We start from the raw sequence: 19,011 nt of genomic DNA, 5'->3' as shown, positions 1-19,011 counted from the left end.
AACTGCAGATGATGCCTCTAGCGCTTGAGCCACTCGTGATCCCCAAAGCGCCTTATGTCTGCGAACTTTTAGTCGAATGAATGGAATACATGTAACACATCATGTAGTGGTTCTAGGAGGTAGTGGCTACTAGATGTTGTAGCCTGTGGGAGTCAGCCTGGCCGCCATCGGGGACCGGAACTGAATGTCAGCGCCGCCTGCTATTTTTAACCCAAACTGAACATAACCACCAAGGAGAATGCCAGTGAGTGTAACGGACGCCTTCAATACATTTCAGGGCGTCGTCAACGCTGACGTCGAGCATGTACGAGAGGCCCGAGCGCGGCGCGATCTCTTCAAGGGTGCCTTCACCTCTGAGAGCGACGTGAACGAGGTAGTCCCTTCAGGCTCGCTGGCTCGTGGCACACACAAAGACCCAATACATGATGTTGATGTAGTCATCGTCTTCGACGACGCACAGCATCCCGAGTGGGGCAGGCAAGGGTCCTCAGCCGAGGACGCCCTCGACTACACGCGCAAACGCGTCAATGCTCTGCTGGGCGTCGCCAATGGAACGTTTGGCAAGGCTGTCCGGTTGGCACGGTGGCGCAACCATGCAGTTAAGTGTTTCCTGGACGATCCGGACGATCCGAACGCTTTCACCGTTGACGCCATGCCGGCCCTTCGTCGGGATGGGAAGCTTCTCATCCCTGAGGCAGCTTCAAGGGAATGGGTCTACTGCAACCCGGAGTACTTTATAGAGGCCGCGGCACAGAAGCACGCAGAGTGGAACAGCTACGCAGGGACAGTCCGCATGCTGAAATGGTGGGCTTCCGAACAGGACGTTAAGATTAAGTCTTTGGTCATGGAGGTACTAGCCCTCCGCTTCCTGTCTACCGAGCAAATCCGGCCGGCCGCCATCAAACAGTTCTTCGTAAGTGCCCTCTACTACATCGAGGGAGGCAACGAAGTCGTCGACCCGGCCAGCCTCTGTGGCCCCATCCAGTCGGATCTCGATTACGAGAAATTTGCAGAATGCGTGCGGGCCTCGCGAGACGCATCGACACGTGCGTTTCAGGCCCAAGCGAACAACAACCCAGCGGCAGCCCTACAACATTGGGGAGACGTCTTCGGGGCTGAATTTCCAAAGCCGCCTTCCGGCCGGAACCCGCTTCCCGCCGCGGTGCCTGCCCTGCCCCGCACGGTGAAAGACACCCCTCAAGGATGACCACGGATAAACCCGGGAAAACCCTGCCCGCTCATTTGGCGAATCCAATCTTCTGGACAGATGCCGAGCCTGCCCGTCTGCAGCGCGACCGTACGGAAGTTACCGGGTTCGCTTCACTGCTGGAATACCACGCACCGGACTCATCGACGGATGGAGGCTTCATTCATGGCGGTTGGTTTGGTGAGTTGCCCCGGTGGCCGTTCGACAGGCCAGCGCCGGAAGGATTGCAGGAACTGATCGGAGAGAAAGGGCTCTCGGTCGCGGTTATGTATTCGGCAGCCCATCCGATGGTGCCGCCGACGATATTCCCAGTCAGCATTGAACCGACATTCCAGGAAGAAACACAGTCGGCATGGCATATGGCGCCCGGTGGCTCGTTGTGCCTGCTTCAAAGCGAAGGTGCGTGGCAGCCCGAAGCCAGTATCACCGAACTGCTGGCTAAGGCAGCTGGCTGGCGCGTCGAATACGCGCTGATGAAACTCGGCGTGATCCAAAGCATGTCTGTTCGGGGCATTGTGTCAGACCCATCCTTCGATCACCTCGTCACCGCGTCAGCCCGCACCCGGCAGGATCCTTCGGCATCGCGAGAGAGGGAGAGCGCTGTTGTCCGCTGCTGACCCATTTATCGTCCTTACACAGGATGGCGCATCGAAGATTGCCAATGCCAAGGGCGGATCCGGCGCCATCCGGATGCGTTACGTACGGTCAGAGAAGATGTACGTCATAGATGCTATTGCGCCTTCCAAGTGGACAACATTTCCGGTGACGATACCATCTGAGTACCAGGCGCTCAAGTGGGACGGCACCCGCCACGAAGGCCAGTGGATGAGAACACCAACCGACGACATCAACCTCCACCATCTCGTCAGTATCAGTCGGCCTGGGACGACACTCGACTACGACCGCTTCCGCGACTTAGTCCCCGGTGTCGATGATCCCGGCCATCAGTCAGGCCTGTTAGTCACGCACGATCCGAACCTCGCCCCGGAGGCCATTCAGGCCGGGGCACACGAATTCGCCGGATGGATCGTGGAACGAGCCGGCGTCCGTCCCATTCGAATCGAAGTTGAGCCCAAAGTCGTTGGACTTGAGCAACTTACCGGCCAATGGCCAATCGAGCAATTGGCAACGAACTCCGTCATGATCGTGGGATGCGGCAGCATCGGAAGCGCTGCAGCAGAAGCGCTGGCAGGGTACGGTGTGGGACGCGTCCTCCTTGTAGATCCGGATCGCTTCCTGTGGCACAACATGCTTCGACACACCCTGGGACCGGAGAGCGTCGGCCGACGTAAAGTCCATGCCCTGAAAAGCCATCTGAACACACGCTGGCCACGGCAGACGGTAGAGGCACATCCCATCGACGTCGTAAATCAAGCGCACGTCGTCCGGGGCCTGATCAAAGACGTCGATTTGGTGATTTGTGCTGCCGATGGGATCGCACCCCGCCGGGTGGTTAGTCATCTGAGCCGCCGGGCGGGAAAACCGGCCATCATGGCCTGCGTTCTGGACAATGGAGCCATTGGCGAGATCCTGAGGCTTCGTCCAACGCCCCGGTTCGGCTGTCTTTTGTGCCTCCGCGCTCATCTGGATGAACTTGGTGCCATGGATGCGGAAGCAGATCAGGAACTTGACTACGGCACGGGACGAGTACACCAGCCCATGACCGCAGTGCCACCGGACTTGCACTACGTAGGCACGCTTGCAGCCAAAACGGGCGTGGCCACATTGCTCGAGTCCCTGCACGGGGATCACACCCAGGCTCTTCCTGATGAACACGCTGTGACAGGCCTGAGACCCGGCAATGACCTGGCTCCCCCCTTCAATGTCGGGGCTGCAGGTGAAATAAGTTGGGCGTCCATTCCTCCACCCCGGCCACACTGCTCGACCTGCAGCGTACCGTGAACGCTGCGCCTGAAGGGCCCGCCATTCGAATCGCGCCAAGAGCGTTGAGCTTGATCACCCGTGAGGCCATCCGGTCGCGCGACGGACTAGAGACCGGGGGGATCCTGCTCGGCACCGATGGCCACAATGGGATCGTCATACGTCACGCTGGCGAACCCGGTCCGAAAGCCCGCCGGGGATCCCACCGATTCCTTCGGGATCTAGCTCATGCCCGACAATTAGCAGAAGTGGCGTGGAAGGAAGACCGAAGCCAATGGATCGGTGAATGGCATACCCACCCATCTGGTGACCTCGCTCCGAGCAGTTATGACCTCGACTCATATTCGAGGCATTTGCGTGACCCCGAGCTCGGCTTCGATCGGTTTATTGCGATCATTGTCGGAGTCTCACCCACAGGCGCTGCCACTCCTGTCGTATGGATCGTCGATCAGAAATGCGCTCGTCCAACTCCCGTAACGCTAGCGGAGGATTATGAGAACGCTCCCTCCGCTCAGTCACCCAACCCAGAACGATAGGAAGTAGTGTGACCGATATTATTGCCGCTCATGACGCAGCGGATCCCATCTTTATTTCCTACCGCCAATCAGATGGGACCAAGATCTGCGTTGAGCTGGCTTGGTTGCTTCGTGCCGGAGGAATACCGGTGTGGCGAGACAAGGACGACCTTCCTCCAGGCGACACTGAAGAGCGGCTTCGTCAAGCGATCGGAGACGGGATATCAGGTGGCGTGCTGGTGACAACTCCGGATGTAGTACACAGCGAGGTCGTAAAGCACGTCGAAGCCCCACTCCTGTTTAGCTCACATAAGGCCCACGAGAGCTTTGCTCTCGGCATTGCCAATGCCGTTGAACGTGAACCCGGAAAACCCGACTATTCGGCGCCCGAGCAAATGCTCGGCATGGCAAAGGGAACTCTCAGCGGAGTTGACCAGCAGCCCACCGACCGCGACGGCCTCCGAACCTTGGTGCAGAAGATGCTCTGGCACCGATTGGTCAACCATCGCGAACGCGTAGCCCTGGACGATCACACCTTCAGTCTGTCCCTCCAAACGAGAAACACAGCCCAGGTCTATGACCGCACCGGGAGCCAATTGGATGTCCGCGTGAGGCCATCCGATCACGAGCGCCTGCCGAGCCGCGATGGTCTGGTCGACTTGAAAGACACGATTGGTCTTCTGCCCGATGCCGTTACCCGTGCGGGTGCCCGTCGCATACGCATTCATGGGGGCGCTCACCTGTCGGTGGCCTTTGCAGTCGGGGCAGCGCTGCCATCATCTCGAGTTGGCCACATGGAAGTACTCGATCAGCAGGGCAATGTTTGGGCCAGCGATGGTGAAGCGCGTTACAGCTCATTCCCGCAAGTCCAAATCACCACAGCTGAGTCGAACTCCTCCGCAAACAAGGCCGGACGACCAGCAGTAGCGGCATATGTCGATCTTCTAGCCCAAAGAAGCAACACGGCTTTCGAGAAGTACATTGAGGAAAATGCCAGATTCCTAACATCCTGGATTCACCTCACCAGCAAGACCGGTGAACTTCTGGATCCCTCGGCGGCCGGCAGCATCGCCGCAGAAGTAGCCGCTCACATCCGCGCTCTCTCGAACGAGAACGGGAACGCGGAAGTCCACTTACTGTTGCGCTGCCCCTTCCCCCTCGCCATCCTCATCGGACGACTCACGAACACGCTCAGATGCGTGCTCTACGAATGGGATGACTCGGAGCCAGCGACCGGTGACGACTTTCGACCCCGATATGTCGCCACCCTCCGTATCCGAGCCTCGGCACGAGACGGAGTCATTGAGGGCGTCGTGCTTGGTTCAGGTCCTTTCTGAAACACTGCTCCTGCTTTAGACGTCGTCAATGACTCCGGCGATATCGGAGTAAGGCCGGTTCTGGCTAAGTTTTGCCTTCGCGTCGATCCTGGTGATGACTAGTTCGACGTCTAATGGCTCTGAGCTGGCCCGAGATGTACTTTCCGGGGGCGTCTTCCACCGTCCAGGGATGCTCTGAGCCGGCTTCGTTGAGGTTGGTTAGTTGGTGGATGTGCTTTCCGAGCCATGCCGAATCCTCGTGGATAGCGAGGTTGCCGTACGCGTGGGCTGTTGAGGAGTTCCAGGTGGGCACGACTCGTCCGTGCTCGGCCTTCGATGCGTACGAGGATGGGGAGATGTAGGCGTCAAGACCGTGGATGATGGCCAGCGATTCACTGATTGTCGGTCATGACCACTGGATGTTGTTCCGTGCCACATGGGCGTGCAATGCTCCGTGCTCACCGATTGTGGGGTCGTAGACGAAGGGCAGCAGTGTGGCGAGCAGTCCCTTCTCCGTCATGGTGATCAGGTTGGCGGCCGATGGTCCCCTGAGCAGATCCTGGATGGCGGCGGAACTGGCAGCGAAGTGTTCAGGTATGTACATTGCGGTGTTCCTTCCACCTGAAATTCGAGCGCTCAGGGATTCTTCGGCTACCGTGACGGGCTGAGCCTAACGCGGACGGCAGATCCTGCGCAGACGATGACGGCGAGGCCCCCCAGGATGGTGACCCACGTCACGGACTCGCCCAACAGCAGCCAGGCCCAGCAAATGCTGAGAACGGGTTGGATGAGTTGAATCTGGCTGACTTGGGCCATGGGACCGATGGCGAGTCCGTGGTACCAGGCGAAGAAGCCCAGAAACATGCTGATGACGCCCAGGTAGGCAAATGCGGCCCATTGAATAGGTGCTGCCGACGGGGGCTGCTGGACCATGGACAACCCTGTCAAGATGACCATGAGCGGGGAAGCGAGGACCAGTGCCCAGGAAACGGTTTGCCAGGCCCCGAGTTCACGAGCAAGCAGGCCTCCTTCGGCGTATCCGATGGCCGCTGCGATGACGGCGCCGAACAGCAACAGGTCAGTCCAACCAACGGCCCCGATGCCGCCTGACTGGAGGAACGCGAAGCCAATGGCTGCCAGCGCTCCGACGAGGGCGGCGGCCCAGAAGGCTTTTGAGGGGGTTTCGCGTCCACGAAGGACCGCAACAGTTGCCGTTGCGGCAGGAAGCAGCGCGACGACGACAGCACCATGGCTGGCCGGAGCCGAGGTAAGGGCGAAGGAGGTGAGTAGCGGGAAGCCCACAACGATACCGCCGGCAATCACCGCCAACCGAAGCCACTGTTTCCCGCGAGGAAGCTGCTGACGGGTGAGAGCAAGCGCGAGTGCGGCCAAACATGCTGCGACCACCGCGCGGCCCGAACCGACAAACATCGGCGACAGTCCGCCGACGGCCAGCCGGGTGAGGGGCACGGTGAACGAGAAAGCCGCTACACCCAGGAGGCCCCACCAAAGGCCTGTAGCTGTACTTTTCGGTATCACTGGTCGAACAAAGGTAGTAGCGCTATCATTGGTATTCATGAATAACGATAGCAGTTCTCGCATTGCGGCGCGACTCAAGGAACGGATCTCTACGTCGTCGCCGGGGTCCCGTTTGCCGTCGACCAGGGCGTTGGTTGCCGAGTTTCAGGCGAGCCCCGTCACAGTTCAGAAGGCTCTGCAGACCCTGACCGCGCAAGGGCTGGTGGAGAGCCAACCGGGTGTGGGGACTTTTGTTCGGGCGGTGCGAACGGCACGCCCCGCTGATTACGGGTGGCAGAGCGCCGCCTTGGGATCGCCGCAGGTGATTCTGCCGTCTACTTCGTCCGCGATGCGCAGCGTCTCCAACGAAGCCATTTCCTTCCACTCGGGCTATCCGGACCGGGAGCTGTTGCCCGAGCTCCTCGTACAATCAGCCCTGACCCGGGCTGCCCGGGGTGACACAGCCCTGTCCCGCCCGCCCGTGGCCGGTCTGCCGGAACTGCAATCATGGTTCGCCCGCGAACTTGGCGCATCCACGCCCACCGGTATCAACCCGCCCACCCCAAGTGATGCCATCGTGCTGCCGGGAAGCCAGAGCGGACTGAGCTCGATCTTCAGTGCCGTGGTGGGCGTTGGACAGCCTTTGCTCATTGAGTCACCGACCTATTGGGGGGCCATCCTGGCCGCGCGGAACGCTGGCGTCCGACTCATCCCCGTGCCCAGCGGCCCCGAGGGGCCGGATCCGGCCGAACTGTCCAGGGCCTTCGAGGAAAGCGGAGCCCGTATGTTCTACGCGCAACCCCACTATGCCAACCCCACCGGAGCACAATGGTCCCCGGTGCTGGCAGACAAAATATTGGACGTCGTTCGCGAGCACGGCGCGTTCCTTCTCGAAGACGACTGGGCGCACGACTTCGGCATCAACACCAGCCCCGCTCCCGTGGCTGCGCGCGATGATTCCGGCCACGTCATCTACCTTCGGTCCCTGACCAAGAGCGTCTCCCCGGCCATCCGCGTTGCAGCCGTCATTGCCCGCGGTCCGGCTCGGGAACGCATCCTGGCAGACAGGGGAGCCGAGTCGATGTATGTCAGTGGGATTCTCCAGGCCGCGGCTCTGGATGTCGTCACGCAGCCTGGTTGGCAGAAACACTTACGCAATCTCCGCCACCAGCTCCAAGCACGTCGCGACCTGTTGGTCAGGGGCGTGCACGAGCATGCCCCGCAGGCCCATATCGAAAACATCCCCAAGGGCGGGTTGAACCTCTGGTTGCGCCTGCCCGATGAAATCAACCTCGAACAGCTGACCAAGGATTGCGAGAGTGCCGGTGTCATCATCGCCGCCGGCAACGAATGGTTCCCCGCCGAACCCACCGGACCGTTTATCCGCCTGAACTACTCGGGGCCGAACCCGGGCGGCTACCCGGAAGGCATGCGGGTCCTCGGCCAAGCACTCAAACACAACAAACACAACAAACACTAAGCTATCCGGTGTCGTCCTCAATACCCTGCTGCACAACAACTCCCAGTCCGCAGGGGGGACCTTAGCGGGACAACGGGCGAGTTCAACGTGCCGCAAAAAAATCCCTCTGCGCGCAGTGTGGCAAGCTCACGACGCGGTCACTGCTTCCGCCGTGCGTTCCACCCTGACGGCAGTGCGGTGGCGATGGCACTACGCAGTGTGGAGTTGGCGCCAGAGGGACGCGCCACCCACGGGCCGTGTGCCGGCTTGTTCTGGTCAGCACTTTGGGTGCGACTACGGGGCCGTTGCGCCCGCTACTGCAATTTTGCGCCGTCTGAGAATCGTTGTCCCGTCTGAGATCGATGAGCTGGTGCGCGGAACATGCGGCACCCGGCTCAGGCGATGGCCCAGGCCCAGGCACCGTTGTGGCGGGTGAGGCCGGGGCGGATCAGTCGTTAAGGTTGATTCCGGCCGCCCGGGTAGACCACCAGGCGTGGGGTTCTTCGCAACACCGCGGTACGGGACGCGTCTTGCGCCGCGGGTCATCGATGTCTGAGGAGGATCGGTACGGAAATTCACGCTAAGAGTTCTGCCCCGATGGAACCAACCTGACTTTGAACTTAATCAGTCCCGCATGGGGAACCGTCTGCAGACAATCACAACTGACTGCGCAGGTGGGTAACCGTTTAGGGTCAGTGTTCTGGGGTGGCGCGTAGCAGTTGTTCCGCTGCGGAGAGGTGTTGTTCTAGGTCGCGCCGTTGTCCAGGGGAAAGCATGGGGGTGCTGTTCGCGATGGCCTCGGAGATTGAGTTGTTCGCCCGATCGAGGATCGTCGCACGCACGTCGGGCGTGAGGTCGATCCTGACTTTTCTGCGGTCACTGGCATCGGACTCGATCGTGAGTACTTCGGCATCGGCCATGGCGTGTGTAATGCGGGAGACCAAGCTCTGAGCGAGTCCGGTCCGGTGAGTGATCTCCGCGATGGTCGCACCAGGATTGCGAGCGATGTCTTCCAGGACCGACAGTTCGCCAGGGTTAACTCGGTCTGAACCGATGTTCTTCGTTGCCACGAGTGCGATCGCGCGGAGTTGTCTGGCGAGGCGGTGAAGTTCGGCTGCACGCATACTCCTATTCAATCACTTGTGATACGGTTTTGATTACATCACAAGTGATTGATTAGGGGGTGTCATGGATTGGAACTGGGGTGCGGTCAACCAGATCGCCGATGAAGCCATCATCACTGTCGGGATCGCAGTGCTCATCATTCGGCAGTTCATCTGGCGCTCGGCGCGGCTGGACCGGATGCTTCGCATGCCAGTCATCGTCATCGGCGCAGGGATCGTTTACCTGATCATCGAGCTTGCAGGAGGCCTCATCTGGGTCACCGCTGACTGGCTCATCATCGCCGAACTCGGGTTAGTCGCCATTACTGGTACCGCGATGGGGTACGTCACGCACTTCCGAAAAGCTAACGATCATCTCCAATACCGACTTACCGGGATCGGCGTAATCTTGTGGGCCGTGTTCGTCGTCGTGCGCATCGGCAACTTCGCCCTCGCCAGCGTCCTCGGCACCGACCTGGCCGCCGCCAAAGGCTTCATCCTGCTGTCATTCGGCATCAACCGTCTTGCAGCAATCGTCGTCGTACGTCGTCGAACACTATCGCTTCTGGCCACCGAATAAGATAATGCTCATATTAAGGGAGCTTGCTGAGCCCACGAGCGGGAACGACAACCGAACTCGACCACTTGCGCGGTCCATTGCCCTCTTCCCGGCGTCGCTGCCGTAAGTGGAACCGTTAGCGGTTACGCTTACAGGACTGTTCCGACCAACTTGAGCTATGGAAATACGCGACCTAACCCCATCGGACATCGAGGGAGCCACTTCGGTTTGGCACGAAGCTAGGCTGACGCGACCATGGAATCCGCCGGAGCTTGACCTGAGGCGAGCCCTCGAAGGCCCACGAGCGGGCCGCTACTACAACACATCGGCCCAATTGCACTAGTGTTCGCCTGTGCCGGCTGGCTCCTCGTAGAGCATCTGATTCGGTAACTCTGTCGACCGTCAACGACGCCCGGGCAAGATCCCGGGCATCGCTTGTGGGCGCCGTCTGATGACGGCGGTAACAGTCGGGAATGCACAGCAGAATCACGCGTCGCTGGCGGACAGCCGTGAAGGCCACACGCATTGCGAGCGTTGCCGACTACGAAGCGTTAGGTCAGATGAACGGGACAAGAGGGAACGCCGCGAGCCGGTCCTGGAAGGGCCCTGGCGAAGCTTCAAGTTTGGCGGTGGATGCCGTCTGCGCTTCAGGACAGCGCTAGCGGCTTTGCGTATTTTCGACAGGGTAACCGCGGTCGATTACGACGTTCTTCATGACGAGAGTCGACGTGAGTCGCTGGACGCCGGGCAGCGTCGCCAAAGCGTTGTCTTCGAGTTGGGCATAGGCGTCGAGGTCAACGGTCTGCACGCGTAAGAGGTAATCGGGGTCACCGAAGAGGCGCTGCCCTTGGATGACGTTCGGAATGTCAGCCAAGGCGGCTTCGAACGAGAGGAGTGTGTCGTGGTCCTCCTGCTTCATCGTCACAAACACGAGTGCCTCGAACGCGAGCCCGACTGCGGACGGGTTCACGACTGCGCGGTATCCAGTGATCGCACCGGATCGTTCAAGGTCGCGCACGCGGCGGTGGGTGGGAGAGAGAGTGAGACTCACTCGCGCGGCCAGATCGGTCAGGCTCAGACGGCCGTCCGACTGCAGCTCCGCAAGAATTTTCCGATCGAGCGCATCCATGTATCTAGTATCTCCTCCATCAGCACGGGAAATAGAGGAAATGCGAAAGCACATGCTGGCGATATAAGTCTATCCTTCTTCGTGGGAGGAAGATGTGGAGCCTTATCTTGTCGCCACTTTCGCGGGCGTGGCGCTGACCTTAGTCGCAGTGCCCGGTCCGGATTGGGCGTTCGTCCTTGCGGCCGGCGCGCGGGATCGGATTGTGTTCCCAGCGGTCGCTGGACTCATGATCGGATACTCGCTGATCACTGCCGCGATCGCCGGAGGTGTCGGGCCGCTCGTTGCCACCATTCCTGTGGCACTGACCGTGCTGATTCTCGTTGGTGCCGCGTACCTGGTTTATCTCGGCATCACTATCCTGCGCCAGCCTGAGGGAATCGCGCAGTGTGGCGACGACTCGGGCCTCCCCCGCCGCACCCGAAAGACCGTGCTACTGCGCGGGATCGGCGTCAGCGCTCTGAATCCGAAGGGTCTGCTGATCTTTCTCGCGATACTCCCGCAATTCACCCGCCCGAACGCGAGCTGGACCGTGCCCATCCAAATCGGTGTGCTCGGCGCAACGTTTGTCTTCGTATGCGCGGTGTTTTACGTTGCGCTCGGCCACGCTGCCGATCGCATCCTCGGGTCACGTCCACAGGTTGCACGCATCACTACCCGCATCGCGGGCGCTGCGATGGTCATCGTCGGGGTTGTTCTGATCGCAGAGCGCGTGTCCGTGCTCGTGGGCCGAACCTCGTAGTGGAACGTTACCTCTGCGGCGACCAGTGACCCTTCAAAACCTAGTTTCTGCAAAAATCCGAGTCGTAACCGGGGCCGCTGTAGAAGCTGGTGACAGGTGACGACTGTTCCTTTCACGCCGCCCGGGTGACGGCTGGTTTCATGGTCATCTCGAACCCATCCCGGGTGAAACAGCCGAGCCCGTCCTCCTGGCATGGCCGGGGTCCGCTCTATCCAGCTCACGATCGCAATCCGCAGGTCCTTCCGGGTGGGCCGACAGCGTTTGGTTTCTTCAGCGTCTCCTCTCAGTCGCGGCCTTCCGGCGCGTCGGCGAGCAGCTGCGCCGCGAGGGCCGCCTCGTCGCCGAAGATGCTGCGCTGCCTTGCTCTCGGCCGGTCGACCTTGGCGTGCAGCGGCCACCGACGACACAAGAACGTCCAAGCTGCTGTCCGGTCCCAGTCCATAAGCACAGGCTCTGTTAACTCTTTCTAGCGCCGTCAGGCGGGCGCCTCGACAAGGTGCAGGACCTCCTCACGATTTCTCGTGGGGCTTGACCTCCAGGACAGCACGCACTGACCTAGGGGTGGCTATGTCAACCCAGAAGGAGTCCACGAGGGCAATCCAAGACCGATCCCTCCGCGTGCGGGCGCTCGTGTCAGGGTCTCGTGGTGTGAGACAGAATCGCGGCCCTGAGACGGTCGAGGGATGTGGTGAGGTCGCCATCGACCGGTCGAACAAGGAGGACTGGATCGCGGCTGTCGTTGAATTCTCGATGGTGCTCGAACAACTCCTGCATTGACTCTGCTCCGAGGGCCCCGTGGATTCTGCGAGCCTCTTTGGATCGTTCAGCTCGGCCAGCGCGATCACGGAAGCGCCGTTCTGCCACGTCGTGAGCCTCGAGGAGTGCCACCTCGATGAACTGTGCGCCCGATGCCACCGCCGTCAGGTTCAGCTGATCAATGAAGGTGGCCCGAGCCACGAACTGAGGAACGATGACATCATGCTCGTGGATGAGATGGTTTCTGATCATTGAAAGCGCGAGTTCTCGCGCCCTAAGACCTGCATCGACAGGGTGACTTTCCCAGTCCGCGATCATGGCCCTCAGAACGTCTATGTCGAGGGACAGGGCAAGAGGACGCTCCAGGGCCCAAAGATGAGCGAGAGTGCTTTTCCCGGAAGCGGGGCCGCCATTGAGGAGCACGAGAAGTGTCATCCGAACCTTGTCCCTCCCTCACCCGATTCCAGCACGGCGTCAGGGCCGCGACCAGTGCCGCCTTTCGAGAGCCTGCTGCACTGTCGGCCGCCGACCCCATGCCGTCGGAATGACTCCCTAAGCGAGAGGCCCGACACCTGCGCTCACGTCGGGTCCGCGCGAACACTTCACCCGAAACCGCCGCCCTAGGCAACCGGAACACGTTACGACAACGGTGAAGGTAACGCAACGGCTACAGGGCGGACGCCGCCGAGCCGATCCTAGCGGCGGCTGGCGGGCACGCCCTGGCTGGTTTGAGCAAGCCTCCGTGTGGCCATGGGCGCATACAGGGCGAACATCGCAGTGAGTGCGGCAACTCCGATCATGGATACACGAAGGCCGACGGCTCCGGCGAGAATGCCGACGTACGCGGTAGTTCCAATTGTTGGGGTAGCTCTGCCGCGATAATGGACCGGCACGTCGCGGAGTGAGCGACTGAGCAGAGTGGGAAATAGCACCGACGTTCCGATGTCAGCTAGAGCGAGGCCTGGCAAAGCGATCGGGATGTCTTGCGCGGCGGCGAGCGACAGTGTCCCGACACAAGCGATTCCGGCGCCGCCGACAAGGAGATGTCTGTCTGACATGCGGGTCGAGAATCCGACTGCGAAACGAGTAAGGGCCTCCGCTGCTGCGAAGGTCGCTGGGGCCAGAGCAGCCAGCCGCCGCTAGCGCGTAGTTCGTCTCCGAGGAAGAGCGCACTCCAACTCTGGTGTGCGTTCTCCGCAGCGAAGCCGAGCGCACCGACGAGGCCAATGATTACGAACGGCCACACAGGACTCGACGGGCACCTATCCTTCGAGGTGGTCCCGGTCTCGCGACGATGCGGTCCTTCACTGCCGGCGGCGAAAACTGCGGCGCCGGCCATGGCGATCAACAGGCCAGCGCTTGCGAAGATCAGCAGCATGTTGCCGCCAGCGGCCCGTAGCACTCCGGTTCCGAGGCTACCAGCGACGACGAAAGACGAAAAGACAACGTGTCCGAACGTGATGACGCGCTGTTGGGACCTCTCCTCACCGAGTGCAGCGAGAGCGTTCGCACCGACGTCAGATGCACCTGACGCTGCTCCAACGAGGAGCATTCCGATGACGATCGAGTAGACGTCGTGGGCCTGACAGGCGAGGAGAGTGCCGGAGGCGGCGAGCGTGATGAGTAACAGACCGGTGATGCGAGCCCCGAAGCGCTCGACCATTCGGCCCGTGAATAGCATGGCCGGCAGGGCACCTGAGCCTACGCACAGTAGTGCGCCACCTAGTTGCGCAACGGTGAGGCCACCCGCGTCCCGCAGTGCGGGGAGGGCGGCAGCCCAGGTTCCCCAGAAGAGGCCGAACCCGGCGAAAGCAATGTAGGGCCCGAGTCGAAGGCGTATCGGCGTAATCCGCTTCATCCGAGGGCGTACGCATTCCACATGTGGATTGTGTCGTGATGTGGGGCCCATGCGGTCCATATCTGGGTAGCCCATCGGCGGAGGACGACCTCATATTCGGAGGGTCCCTCAGTCTCGTGGATCTCCCAGATCGTGGTCAGCCCCTGGAGGGGAGGAGGTGCGAGCCAGTGAAAGGCCGGCCGTCTTGCCATCATCGCCTGATGTAGTCGAGGTCCTAGCGCAGGCTCGGTACCGTTTTCTACGAAGAGCGCCAGGGTCATCAGTGACAGCGCCATGACCTGGACTTGGCGATGCTCGGTTCCGCCTGGGTGTTGGGCGCTGTAGGTGTCAAGGAGCAGTTGATGCAGCGGTCGGTAGTCACGATCAGAGTAAGACCGGGCGAGGACCCTGGCGTACAACGCGGCGCAGCCTGGTGAGGCGCCTCGCCACATTGTCATTGTTGTCTCCAACCGGCTAGGTGGCGTGCGCAGTCCGCAGCCGGGACAGACGGCCAAATCAGCGGGATGGGGGTCGTTCATGCGCGCTCCCTCAAGACGGCCGTGGCCCATTCGTTGACCTGGGTGTGGTGCTCGGCCCATACTAACCAGCTGGCTTGCGCCCAGGCTGTGCTGACCGTGAGGAAGTGCTGCGAGTCGATGGCGGCATGAACGTCAGCGACAGTGAGCTCACCAACGGACGCGGGTCGGGGCAAATATGGAAAGCCGGCAAGACCGAGTCTCGGTAATGCCCTCTGGCTGATCTGGGGGCGGAGCGCCGCGAGACGCGGCGGGGAGAGATGATGTTCTAAACGTAGGCACAGGCAAATCAGGTGCACCGCAACGGAGCCCCGTTGCCGCCGATCAGTCTCCGCCCCGTCCGGGTGTTGGACCGCGAAGCAGTCCATGTGCGGCTGCTCGGCCGGAGATCCGCCCGCACTGAATGTGGCCTCGCTGATTTCACCGAATAGCTGCCAGCAGCCGGGCGAAGAGCGCATGTAGCGGTGCGTGGGACCGGGAAGATCGGGCACTCTAGCGCCACAGCCGAGGCAGACCACCGTCGCGGTCACCGGGACCGCCCATAAGAGGCCGCGTCTCGGGTTGGCATGCAACGCATGCAGGCGTCGATCAGCAGATTCGTCTCGAGGACCACCAATGCGAGATGGACACTGTGCCGAAGCCCGGGCGTCGCCCCTGAAGATGAGGTCACCGAGGTTTTCATGTCGTCATTCCGTACTTGTCCTTCTTGGCGGCGGACGCCTGTAGAGACTTACTCGGGTGGTGGAGGTGGCTGCTGCAGCCTCGACGGTTGCCGCCATTGGTCCAGTCCAGGAACACGCGACCGCAGCTGCGGAAGTCGCAAGTCTTGAGCCGGGTCCAACCAACCGATTCCACCAGCAGCACCAGCCCTTGTAGCGCAGCGAGTTCATCAAAGGTAATACCGGGTTTGGATACCAGCGCGATTCGCCAGCCATTCCCGCTGTTCGCCAGCTTCCAGCGCGCTAGCGCGACGGTGAGCAGTTCATTGACCGTTGCCGTGCATGCTGTGCTGTTTCCGACTGCTGCGGCCAGCTGCCGCCAGGGGCCTGGATGAGCGGATGTAGCACCATTGAGCAGGGCTTCGGCAAGGGCCAGCGATGACTGCACCGGACGGTACGGAGCAGTCAAGGGGAGCCATCCGGCGGGCATGGACACTGGATGAGCTGGTGGAGGCTCTCTGGGCGTAGCTGGATTCTCCACCCCTCAGGTCCTCGACTCCGCCACCGAGCGCCGGACCCGGGCGCTCCAGCGCGGATCCACATCGCTCGGTGCTACCTGACGACTGAGCACGACCTGGTACCCGTTCGGGTCCTCGCACAACATGTCCACGGTGTTCCATCGGGTGCGCGTGGGCCCGTTCACCGCGGCGCCTGGCAGGTCGGCTCCGATCGATTTCGTCAGTGATCGGCTCCGCGTCGCCTCTAGGAATGCGGTGATCCGAGCTGGGGCCAAGCAAGGGTGTAGGGCTGTCAGGTAAGGTCATGAAGCCAGGCTAGTATCTCCAGTTAGTGGAGATACAAGATGGTGACGGTCGTGCGGAACTCTGGTCGATAGGGCGCCTGGCCAGTGCGAGTGGCCTATCGGTCAAGACCATTCGTTTCTACTCCGACGCTGATCTGCTGCCGCCGCGTCGCACTTCGGCCGGTCACAGGCGCTACACTTCTGCCGACCTGGCTCGTCTTCAGTTGATCGGCGGCCTGCGCTCCCTCGACGTGGACCTACCGACCATCGCCGCACTGCTCGCCGGCTCCGCATCGATGCAGCAGGTGCTCAGCGATCACGCCGAAATCTTGCAGGTGAGATTGGCTGCGCTCGAACGCCAACTCGCCGTCGCACGCGCCGTCGTTGACGCTCCGCCCGAGCACACAGTGGCTCGACTGCAGCTGCTATCGCGATTGGAGGCCGCCAACCGCGACCGTCTGCTGGAACGCTTTTGGAGCAGGGCCTTGCATAGGGCGCCCGAAGATGATACGGCATGGTTCGCTTCAGCCGGCATTCCCAAGCTTCCCATCGCTCCCACCGGCGAGCAGATCGATGCTTGGCTGGAGCTAGCCGAACTGGCGGCCGACGCGGACTTTCAGCGAGTAGTCAGGGCCCAGGCCACCTGGTTTGCGGACCATACAGCCCCCGACCTCGATGCTGCCACGTGGCGGATCCAAATGGATCTAGCTTTCGAGCTGGCCCACCAAGCGCGCGGGGCCGGCGTCGCCGCGGAGGATCCGCGCGCCCATCGTGCGGTCAACGAATACGTCGCCGCACACGCCGCCGCCTTCGGTGAACAGCCCACTTCCTCGTTCCGACGCTGGCTGGACCAGGAGCTGAGTAAGCTCACCGACCCTCGAACCGAACGCTGGTGGAAACTGGTCGGCATGATAGAGCCCCCGATGAATCCGCCTCCGCGGCGCCACGCCGATGTAGCTTGGCTTCACCAAGCTCTTTCCATTTCCGGTCCAAAGCGAGGAGTGATCGGTGAGGTGCCGGACACGCCAGTGACCCCGGGGCTCATGAAGGGGGCAGAAAGCCCCGGGTCACCGAACGTGCCGACACCTTTCACTCGGGGAGGCTGGGGGCAAGTGGAATCGGAGTACTGGCCCAGTCAATGTGATGGTTGGTGATCCATTGGGTGGCCGCGCCATTGTTGCTGCTAAGATGCCGGAAGATGATGGGCAGGATTGCATCACGGATGATGCGGCCGAACGGCCCGACCGCTTTGCTTGTACTGCCGCGGTTGCCGTGCGTCGCGGTCTTCTCAACTCGGTCGCGGCGGATTTCCTCGAAAGCAGTGAAAGCTGTTTCCGCGTCCGGTGAGTCGCGGAGGCATTGGGCGATTACGACTGCGTCTTCAAGGGCGAGGGCGGCGCCTTGTCCGGCAGATGGTGCAGTTGCGTGGGCGGCGTCGCCGATGATCGCGATCGCGCCGCGGTGCCATTTCGGGACAGTCGGGAGGTCATAGGTGGGCCACGCGAGTAGAGGCTCCGGGGCGCTCTGAATAGCTCGCCGCGCAACATCCGCGACGGGGCCGTTGTCGTCCTCAAAGAGACGGGCGAGCCGGCTGCGCCATGCGGCGCTGGATACCCGCTGGAGTTGGCCTGCGGGGGGTTCTTGAGGCTCGGGAGGGTTGGCAAACCAGACCGCCCCGCCGTCTGGAGTGGCGGTGATTCCGAAGAAGCAGCGCTTGCCGAATATCATCTGGAACTCATCGGTCGGGCGCCCCAGCAAGCTGAGCGGAAAGTCGGGGATCTTGTCCCCTAAGTTGAGTACGGGGACGTACCGTGCTTCGGGTGCTGCGGGGTCGATTATCCGGCGAACCACCGACCGGATGCCGTCAGCACCGATCAGCACGTCAGCGCTTCGGACCTCACCGTCAGCGAAAGTTGCCTGGACTCCCCCGCCAGGGGCAAGGCGTGCATCGATGAGCCGTGCGTTGTAATGAACGTGCGCGCCACGGGCCTCCGCTTCGTCTCGGAGGGCTCGATACAGGGCCGCACGGGGCACCATCTGACTTGGCGTGCCGTCGGGCAGGGGGTTGCCGTTGCTGATCGTACCGAGCACTCGACCGTTTCCATTCACGAATCGCATGGTGCGAGTCGCAAAGCCGATTGACGCCACCAGGCTGTGTGCGCCGATCGCCGCGAGAGCATCGATCCCGTTGGCCTGCAACGTCAACCACGATCCGACTTCATCCGCCCCAGCAGGGTAGGCTTCGCACACGGTGGCATCGAACCCCGCCTGTCGCAGTGCAATTGCAGCGGCCGGCCCTGCGATCCCACCGCCGATGATAAGAGCTGAACGCATCTAAACCTCCAGGATTTGGTTCATAAACTATCTTGATACTTAGAGTATCTCGAAAGATCGAGAAAAAAGGAAGAGACGCGATGGAAAATACCCAAATACGCGAGCATGTAGGTCAGTCTGTTCTTCGTTTCATCGCGGCTGTTGTGCTGCACAACCAAGCTGTCAGCTCGCGCGTCGGCCTAGGGGCAAGCGATGGGCAAGTCCTTAGCCTTCTCAACGTCGACGGACCTAAGTCCCCCGGCCAGCTTGCGGCTATTACCGGGCTTTCCACGGGGAGCATGACTGCACTCCTCGACCGCTTGGAACGCGGCGGCTTCATCAAGCGCGAACGCGACCCCCATGACCGCAGGAAGGTCCTAGTCGTTCCCGCAGCAGAAGGTCAGGCGCGGCTGGCACACCACTACACCGAATATGGGGCTCATCTGCAAGCCGTCCTTTCCGCGCGAAGCCCCGAGCAACTCGAGATCATCGCGGACTTCCTCGACGACATGACGGATGTCGACGGGGGCTACGTGAGCAGGTCGCCGACCGACGATATCGGCTGACCGCCGGACGCCCCGCCCTATAGAGCCGCGCCACAGGAGACCCGCTCCGCCGCGTGCCGTTGCCGCTGCCAAGAGCAAGAGGATCGGGCGCCCCAGCGTGATCGATCCAGCGAAAC

Annotated in this window: 19 protein-coding genes and 1 pseudogene; 10 read left to right on the top strand and 10 right to left on the bottom strand. The window is 61.5% G+C overall.

The window, feature by feature from the left end; translation table 11 throughout:
- Positions 1-244 precede the first annotated feature (244 nt).
- The 5 genes from QMG52_RS11145 to QMG52_RS11125 are packed head-to-tail and all read left to right on the top strand — an operon-like array spanning position 245 to position 4,940.
- Positions 245-1,207 carry a nucleotidyltransferase domain-containing protein gene (locus QMG52_RS11145; protein WP_283560477.1) on the top strand — a complete coding sequence of 321 codons (963 nt, stop codon included), beginning with the start codon at positions 245-247 and terminating at the stop codon, positions 1,205-1,207.
- Positions 1,204-1,824: a hypothetical protein gene (locus tag QMG52_RS11140; protein ID WP_283560476.1), complete on the top strand. Its 621-nt coding sequence runs from the start codon at positions 1,204-1,206 to the stop codon at positions 1,822-1,824. The genes QMG52_RS11145 and QMG52_RS11140 overlap by 4 nt, the downstream gene beginning before the upstream one ends.
- The gene (locus tag QMG52_RS11135) at positions 1,811-3,109 is read left to right on the top strand and encodes a HesA/MoeB/ThiF family protein (RefSeq protein WP_283560475.1); all 1,299 of its coding nucleotides are present in this window, start codon (positions 1,811-1,813) and stop codon (positions 3,107-3,109) included. Before QMG52_RS11140 ends, QMG52_RS11135 begins: the two co-directional genes overlap by 14 nt.
- Positions 3,106-3,624, top strand: coding sequence for a Mov34/MPN/PAD-1 family protein (locus tag QMG52_RS11130; RefSeq protein WP_283560474.1), 519 nt, complete (start codon positions 3,106-3,108; stop codon positions 3,622-3,624). The genes QMG52_RS11135 and QMG52_RS11130 overlap by 4 nt, the downstream gene beginning before the upstream one ends.
- An 8-nt stretch (positions 3,625-3,632) precedes the next feature.
- Complete coding sequence (locus QMG52_RS11125; RefSeq protein WP_283560473.1) at positions 3,633-4,940, top strand: SAVED domain-containing protein; 1,308 nt, start codon at positions 3,633-3,635, stop codon at positions 4,938-4,940.
- A gap of 15 nt (positions 4,941-4,955) precedes the next feature.
- On the opposite strand, the pseudogene QMG52_RS11120 reads toward QMG52_RS11125, so the two are convergent.
- Together QMG52_RS11120 and QMG52_RS11115 are read right to left on the bottom strand one after the other, a co-directional pair.
- A pseudogene (locus QMG52_RS11120) lies at positions 4,956-5,523 on the bottom strand (FMN-binding negative transcriptional regulator).
- A gap of 47 nt (positions 5,524-5,570) precedes the next feature.
- Entirely contained in the window at positions 5,571-6,497 is a 927-nt protein-coding gene (locus tag QMG52_RS11115; RefSeq protein WP_283560472.1) for a DMT family transporter, read from the bottom strand.
- Between QMG52_RS11115 and QMG52_RS11110 the strand changes: the two genes are divergently transcribed.
- Complete coding sequence (locus QMG52_RS11110; protein WP_283560471.1) at positions 6,496-7,917, top strand: aminotransferase-like domain-containing protein; 1,422 nt, start codon at positions 6,496-6,498, stop codon at positions 7,915-7,917. The two genes, QMG52_RS11115 and QMG52_RS11110, sit on opposite strands and share 2 nt — an antisense overlap.
- A 671-nt stretch (positions 7,918-8,588) precedes the next feature.
- Here the strand turns inward: QMG52_RS11110 and QMG52_RS11105 are convergent.
- Positions 8,589-9,020: a MarR family winged helix-turn-helix transcriptional regulator gene (locus QMG52_RS11105; protein WP_283560470.1), complete on the bottom strand. Its 432-nt coding sequence runs from the start codon at positions 9,018-9,020 to the stop codon at positions 8,589-8,591.
- A gap of 64 nt (positions 9,021-9,084) precedes the next feature.
- On the opposite strand from QMG52_RS11105, the gene QMG52_RS11100 reads away from it, so the two are divergent.
- Positions 9,085-9,579: a hypothetical protein gene (locus QMG52_RS11100; RefSeq protein ID WP_283560469.1), complete on the top strand. Its 495-nt coding sequence runs from the start codon at positions 9,085-9,087 to the stop codon at positions 9,577-9,579.
- Between the two features lie 637 nt (positions 9,580-10,216).
- Here the strand turns inward: QMG52_RS11100 and QMG52_RS11095 are convergent.
- Positions 10,217-10,687, bottom strand: coding sequence for an Lrp/AsnC family transcriptional regulator (locus QMG52_RS11095; RefSeq protein WP_283560468.1), 471 nt, complete (start codon positions 10,685-10,687; stop codon positions 10,217-10,219).
- Between the two features lie 94 nt (positions 10,688-10,781).
- Between QMG52_RS11095 and QMG52_RS11090 the strand changes: the two genes are divergently transcribed.
- Entirely contained in the window at positions 10,782-11,426 is a 645-nt protein-coding gene (locus QMG52_RS11090; RefSeq protein WP_283560467.1) for a LysE family translocator, read from the top strand.
- Between the two features lie 633 nt (positions 11,427-12,059).
- Here the strand turns inward: QMG52_RS11090 and QMG52_RS11085 are convergent.
- The 5 genes from QMG52_RS11085 to QMG52_RS11080 all read right to left on the bottom strand — a co-directional run bounded on the left by QMG52_RS11085 (position 12,060) and on the right by QMG52_RS11080 (position 15,683).
- A complete protein-coding gene (locus QMG52_RS11085) occupies positions 12,060-12,617 on the bottom strand; it encodes an AAA family ATPase (protein WP_283560466.1) in 558 nt (185 codons plus the stop codon).
- A gap of 514 nt (positions 12,618-13,131) precedes the next feature.
- Positions 13,132-14,040: an MFS transporter gene (locus tag QMG52_RS22275; protein ID WP_502920506.1), complete on the bottom strand. Its 909-nt coding sequence runs from the start codon at positions 14,038-14,040 to the stop codon at positions 13,132-13,134.
- A complete protein-coding gene (locus QMG52_RS22270; protein WP_502920505.1) occupies positions 14,037-14,558 on the bottom strand; it encodes a DUF5946 family protein in 522 nt (173 codons plus the stop codon). Before QMG52_RS22270 ends, QMG52_RS22275 begins: the two co-directional genes overlap by 4 nt.
- On the bottom strand, positions 14,555-15,073 hold the full coding sequence (locus QMG52_RS22265) for a DUF5946 family protein (RefSeq protein WP_502920510.1): 519 nt from the start codon (positions 15,071-15,073) through the stop codon (positions 14,555-14,557). Before QMG52_RS22265 ends, QMG52_RS22270 begins: the two co-directional genes overlap by 4 nt.
- Positions 15,074-15,233: 160 nt before the next feature.
- Positions 15,234-15,683, bottom strand: a complete 450-nt coding sequence (locus QMG52_RS11080) for a CGNR zinc finger domain-containing protein (protein ID WP_283560465.1) — start codon at positions 15,681-15,683, stop codon at positions 15,234-15,236.
- 380 nt (positions 15,684-16,063) lie between these two features.
- On the opposite strand from QMG52_RS11080, the gene QMG52_RS11075 reads away from it, so the two are divergent.
- Positions 16,064-17,170, top strand: a complete 1,107-nt coding sequence (locus tag QMG52_RS11075) for a MerR family transcriptional regulator (RefSeq protein WP_283560464.1) — start codon at positions 16,064-16,066, stop codon at positions 17,168-17,170.
- Here QMG52_RS11075 and QMG52_RS11070 read toward each other — a convergent pair.
- A complete protein-coding gene (locus QMG52_RS11070) occupies positions 17,106-18,350 on the bottom strand; it encodes an FAD-dependent monooxygenase (protein WP_283560463.1) in 1,245 nt (414 codons plus the stop codon). The two genes, QMG52_RS11075 and QMG52_RS11070, sit on opposite strands and share 65 nt — an antisense overlap.
- 80 nt (positions 18,351-18,430) lie before the next feature.
- On the opposite strand from QMG52_RS11070, the gene QMG52_RS11065 reads away from it, so the two are divergent.
- Positions 18,431-18,895, top strand: a complete 465-nt coding sequence (locus QMG52_RS11065) for a MarR family winged helix-turn-helix transcriptional regulator (protein ID WP_283560462.1) — start codon at positions 18,431-18,433, stop codon at positions 18,893-18,895.
- The last annotated feature ends 116 nt before the right edge of the window (positions 18,896-19,011 follow it).

It is taken from the genome of Paenarthrobacter sp. PH39-S1 (assembly GCF_030063245.1).
Classification (GTDB): domain Bacteria; phylum Actinomycetota; class Actinomycetes; order Actinomycetales; family Micrococcaceae; genus Arthrobacter_M.
The sequence above is the reverse complement of the archived record's forward strand: the minus strand, read 5'-3'. Positions and strand labels throughout refer to the sequence as shown.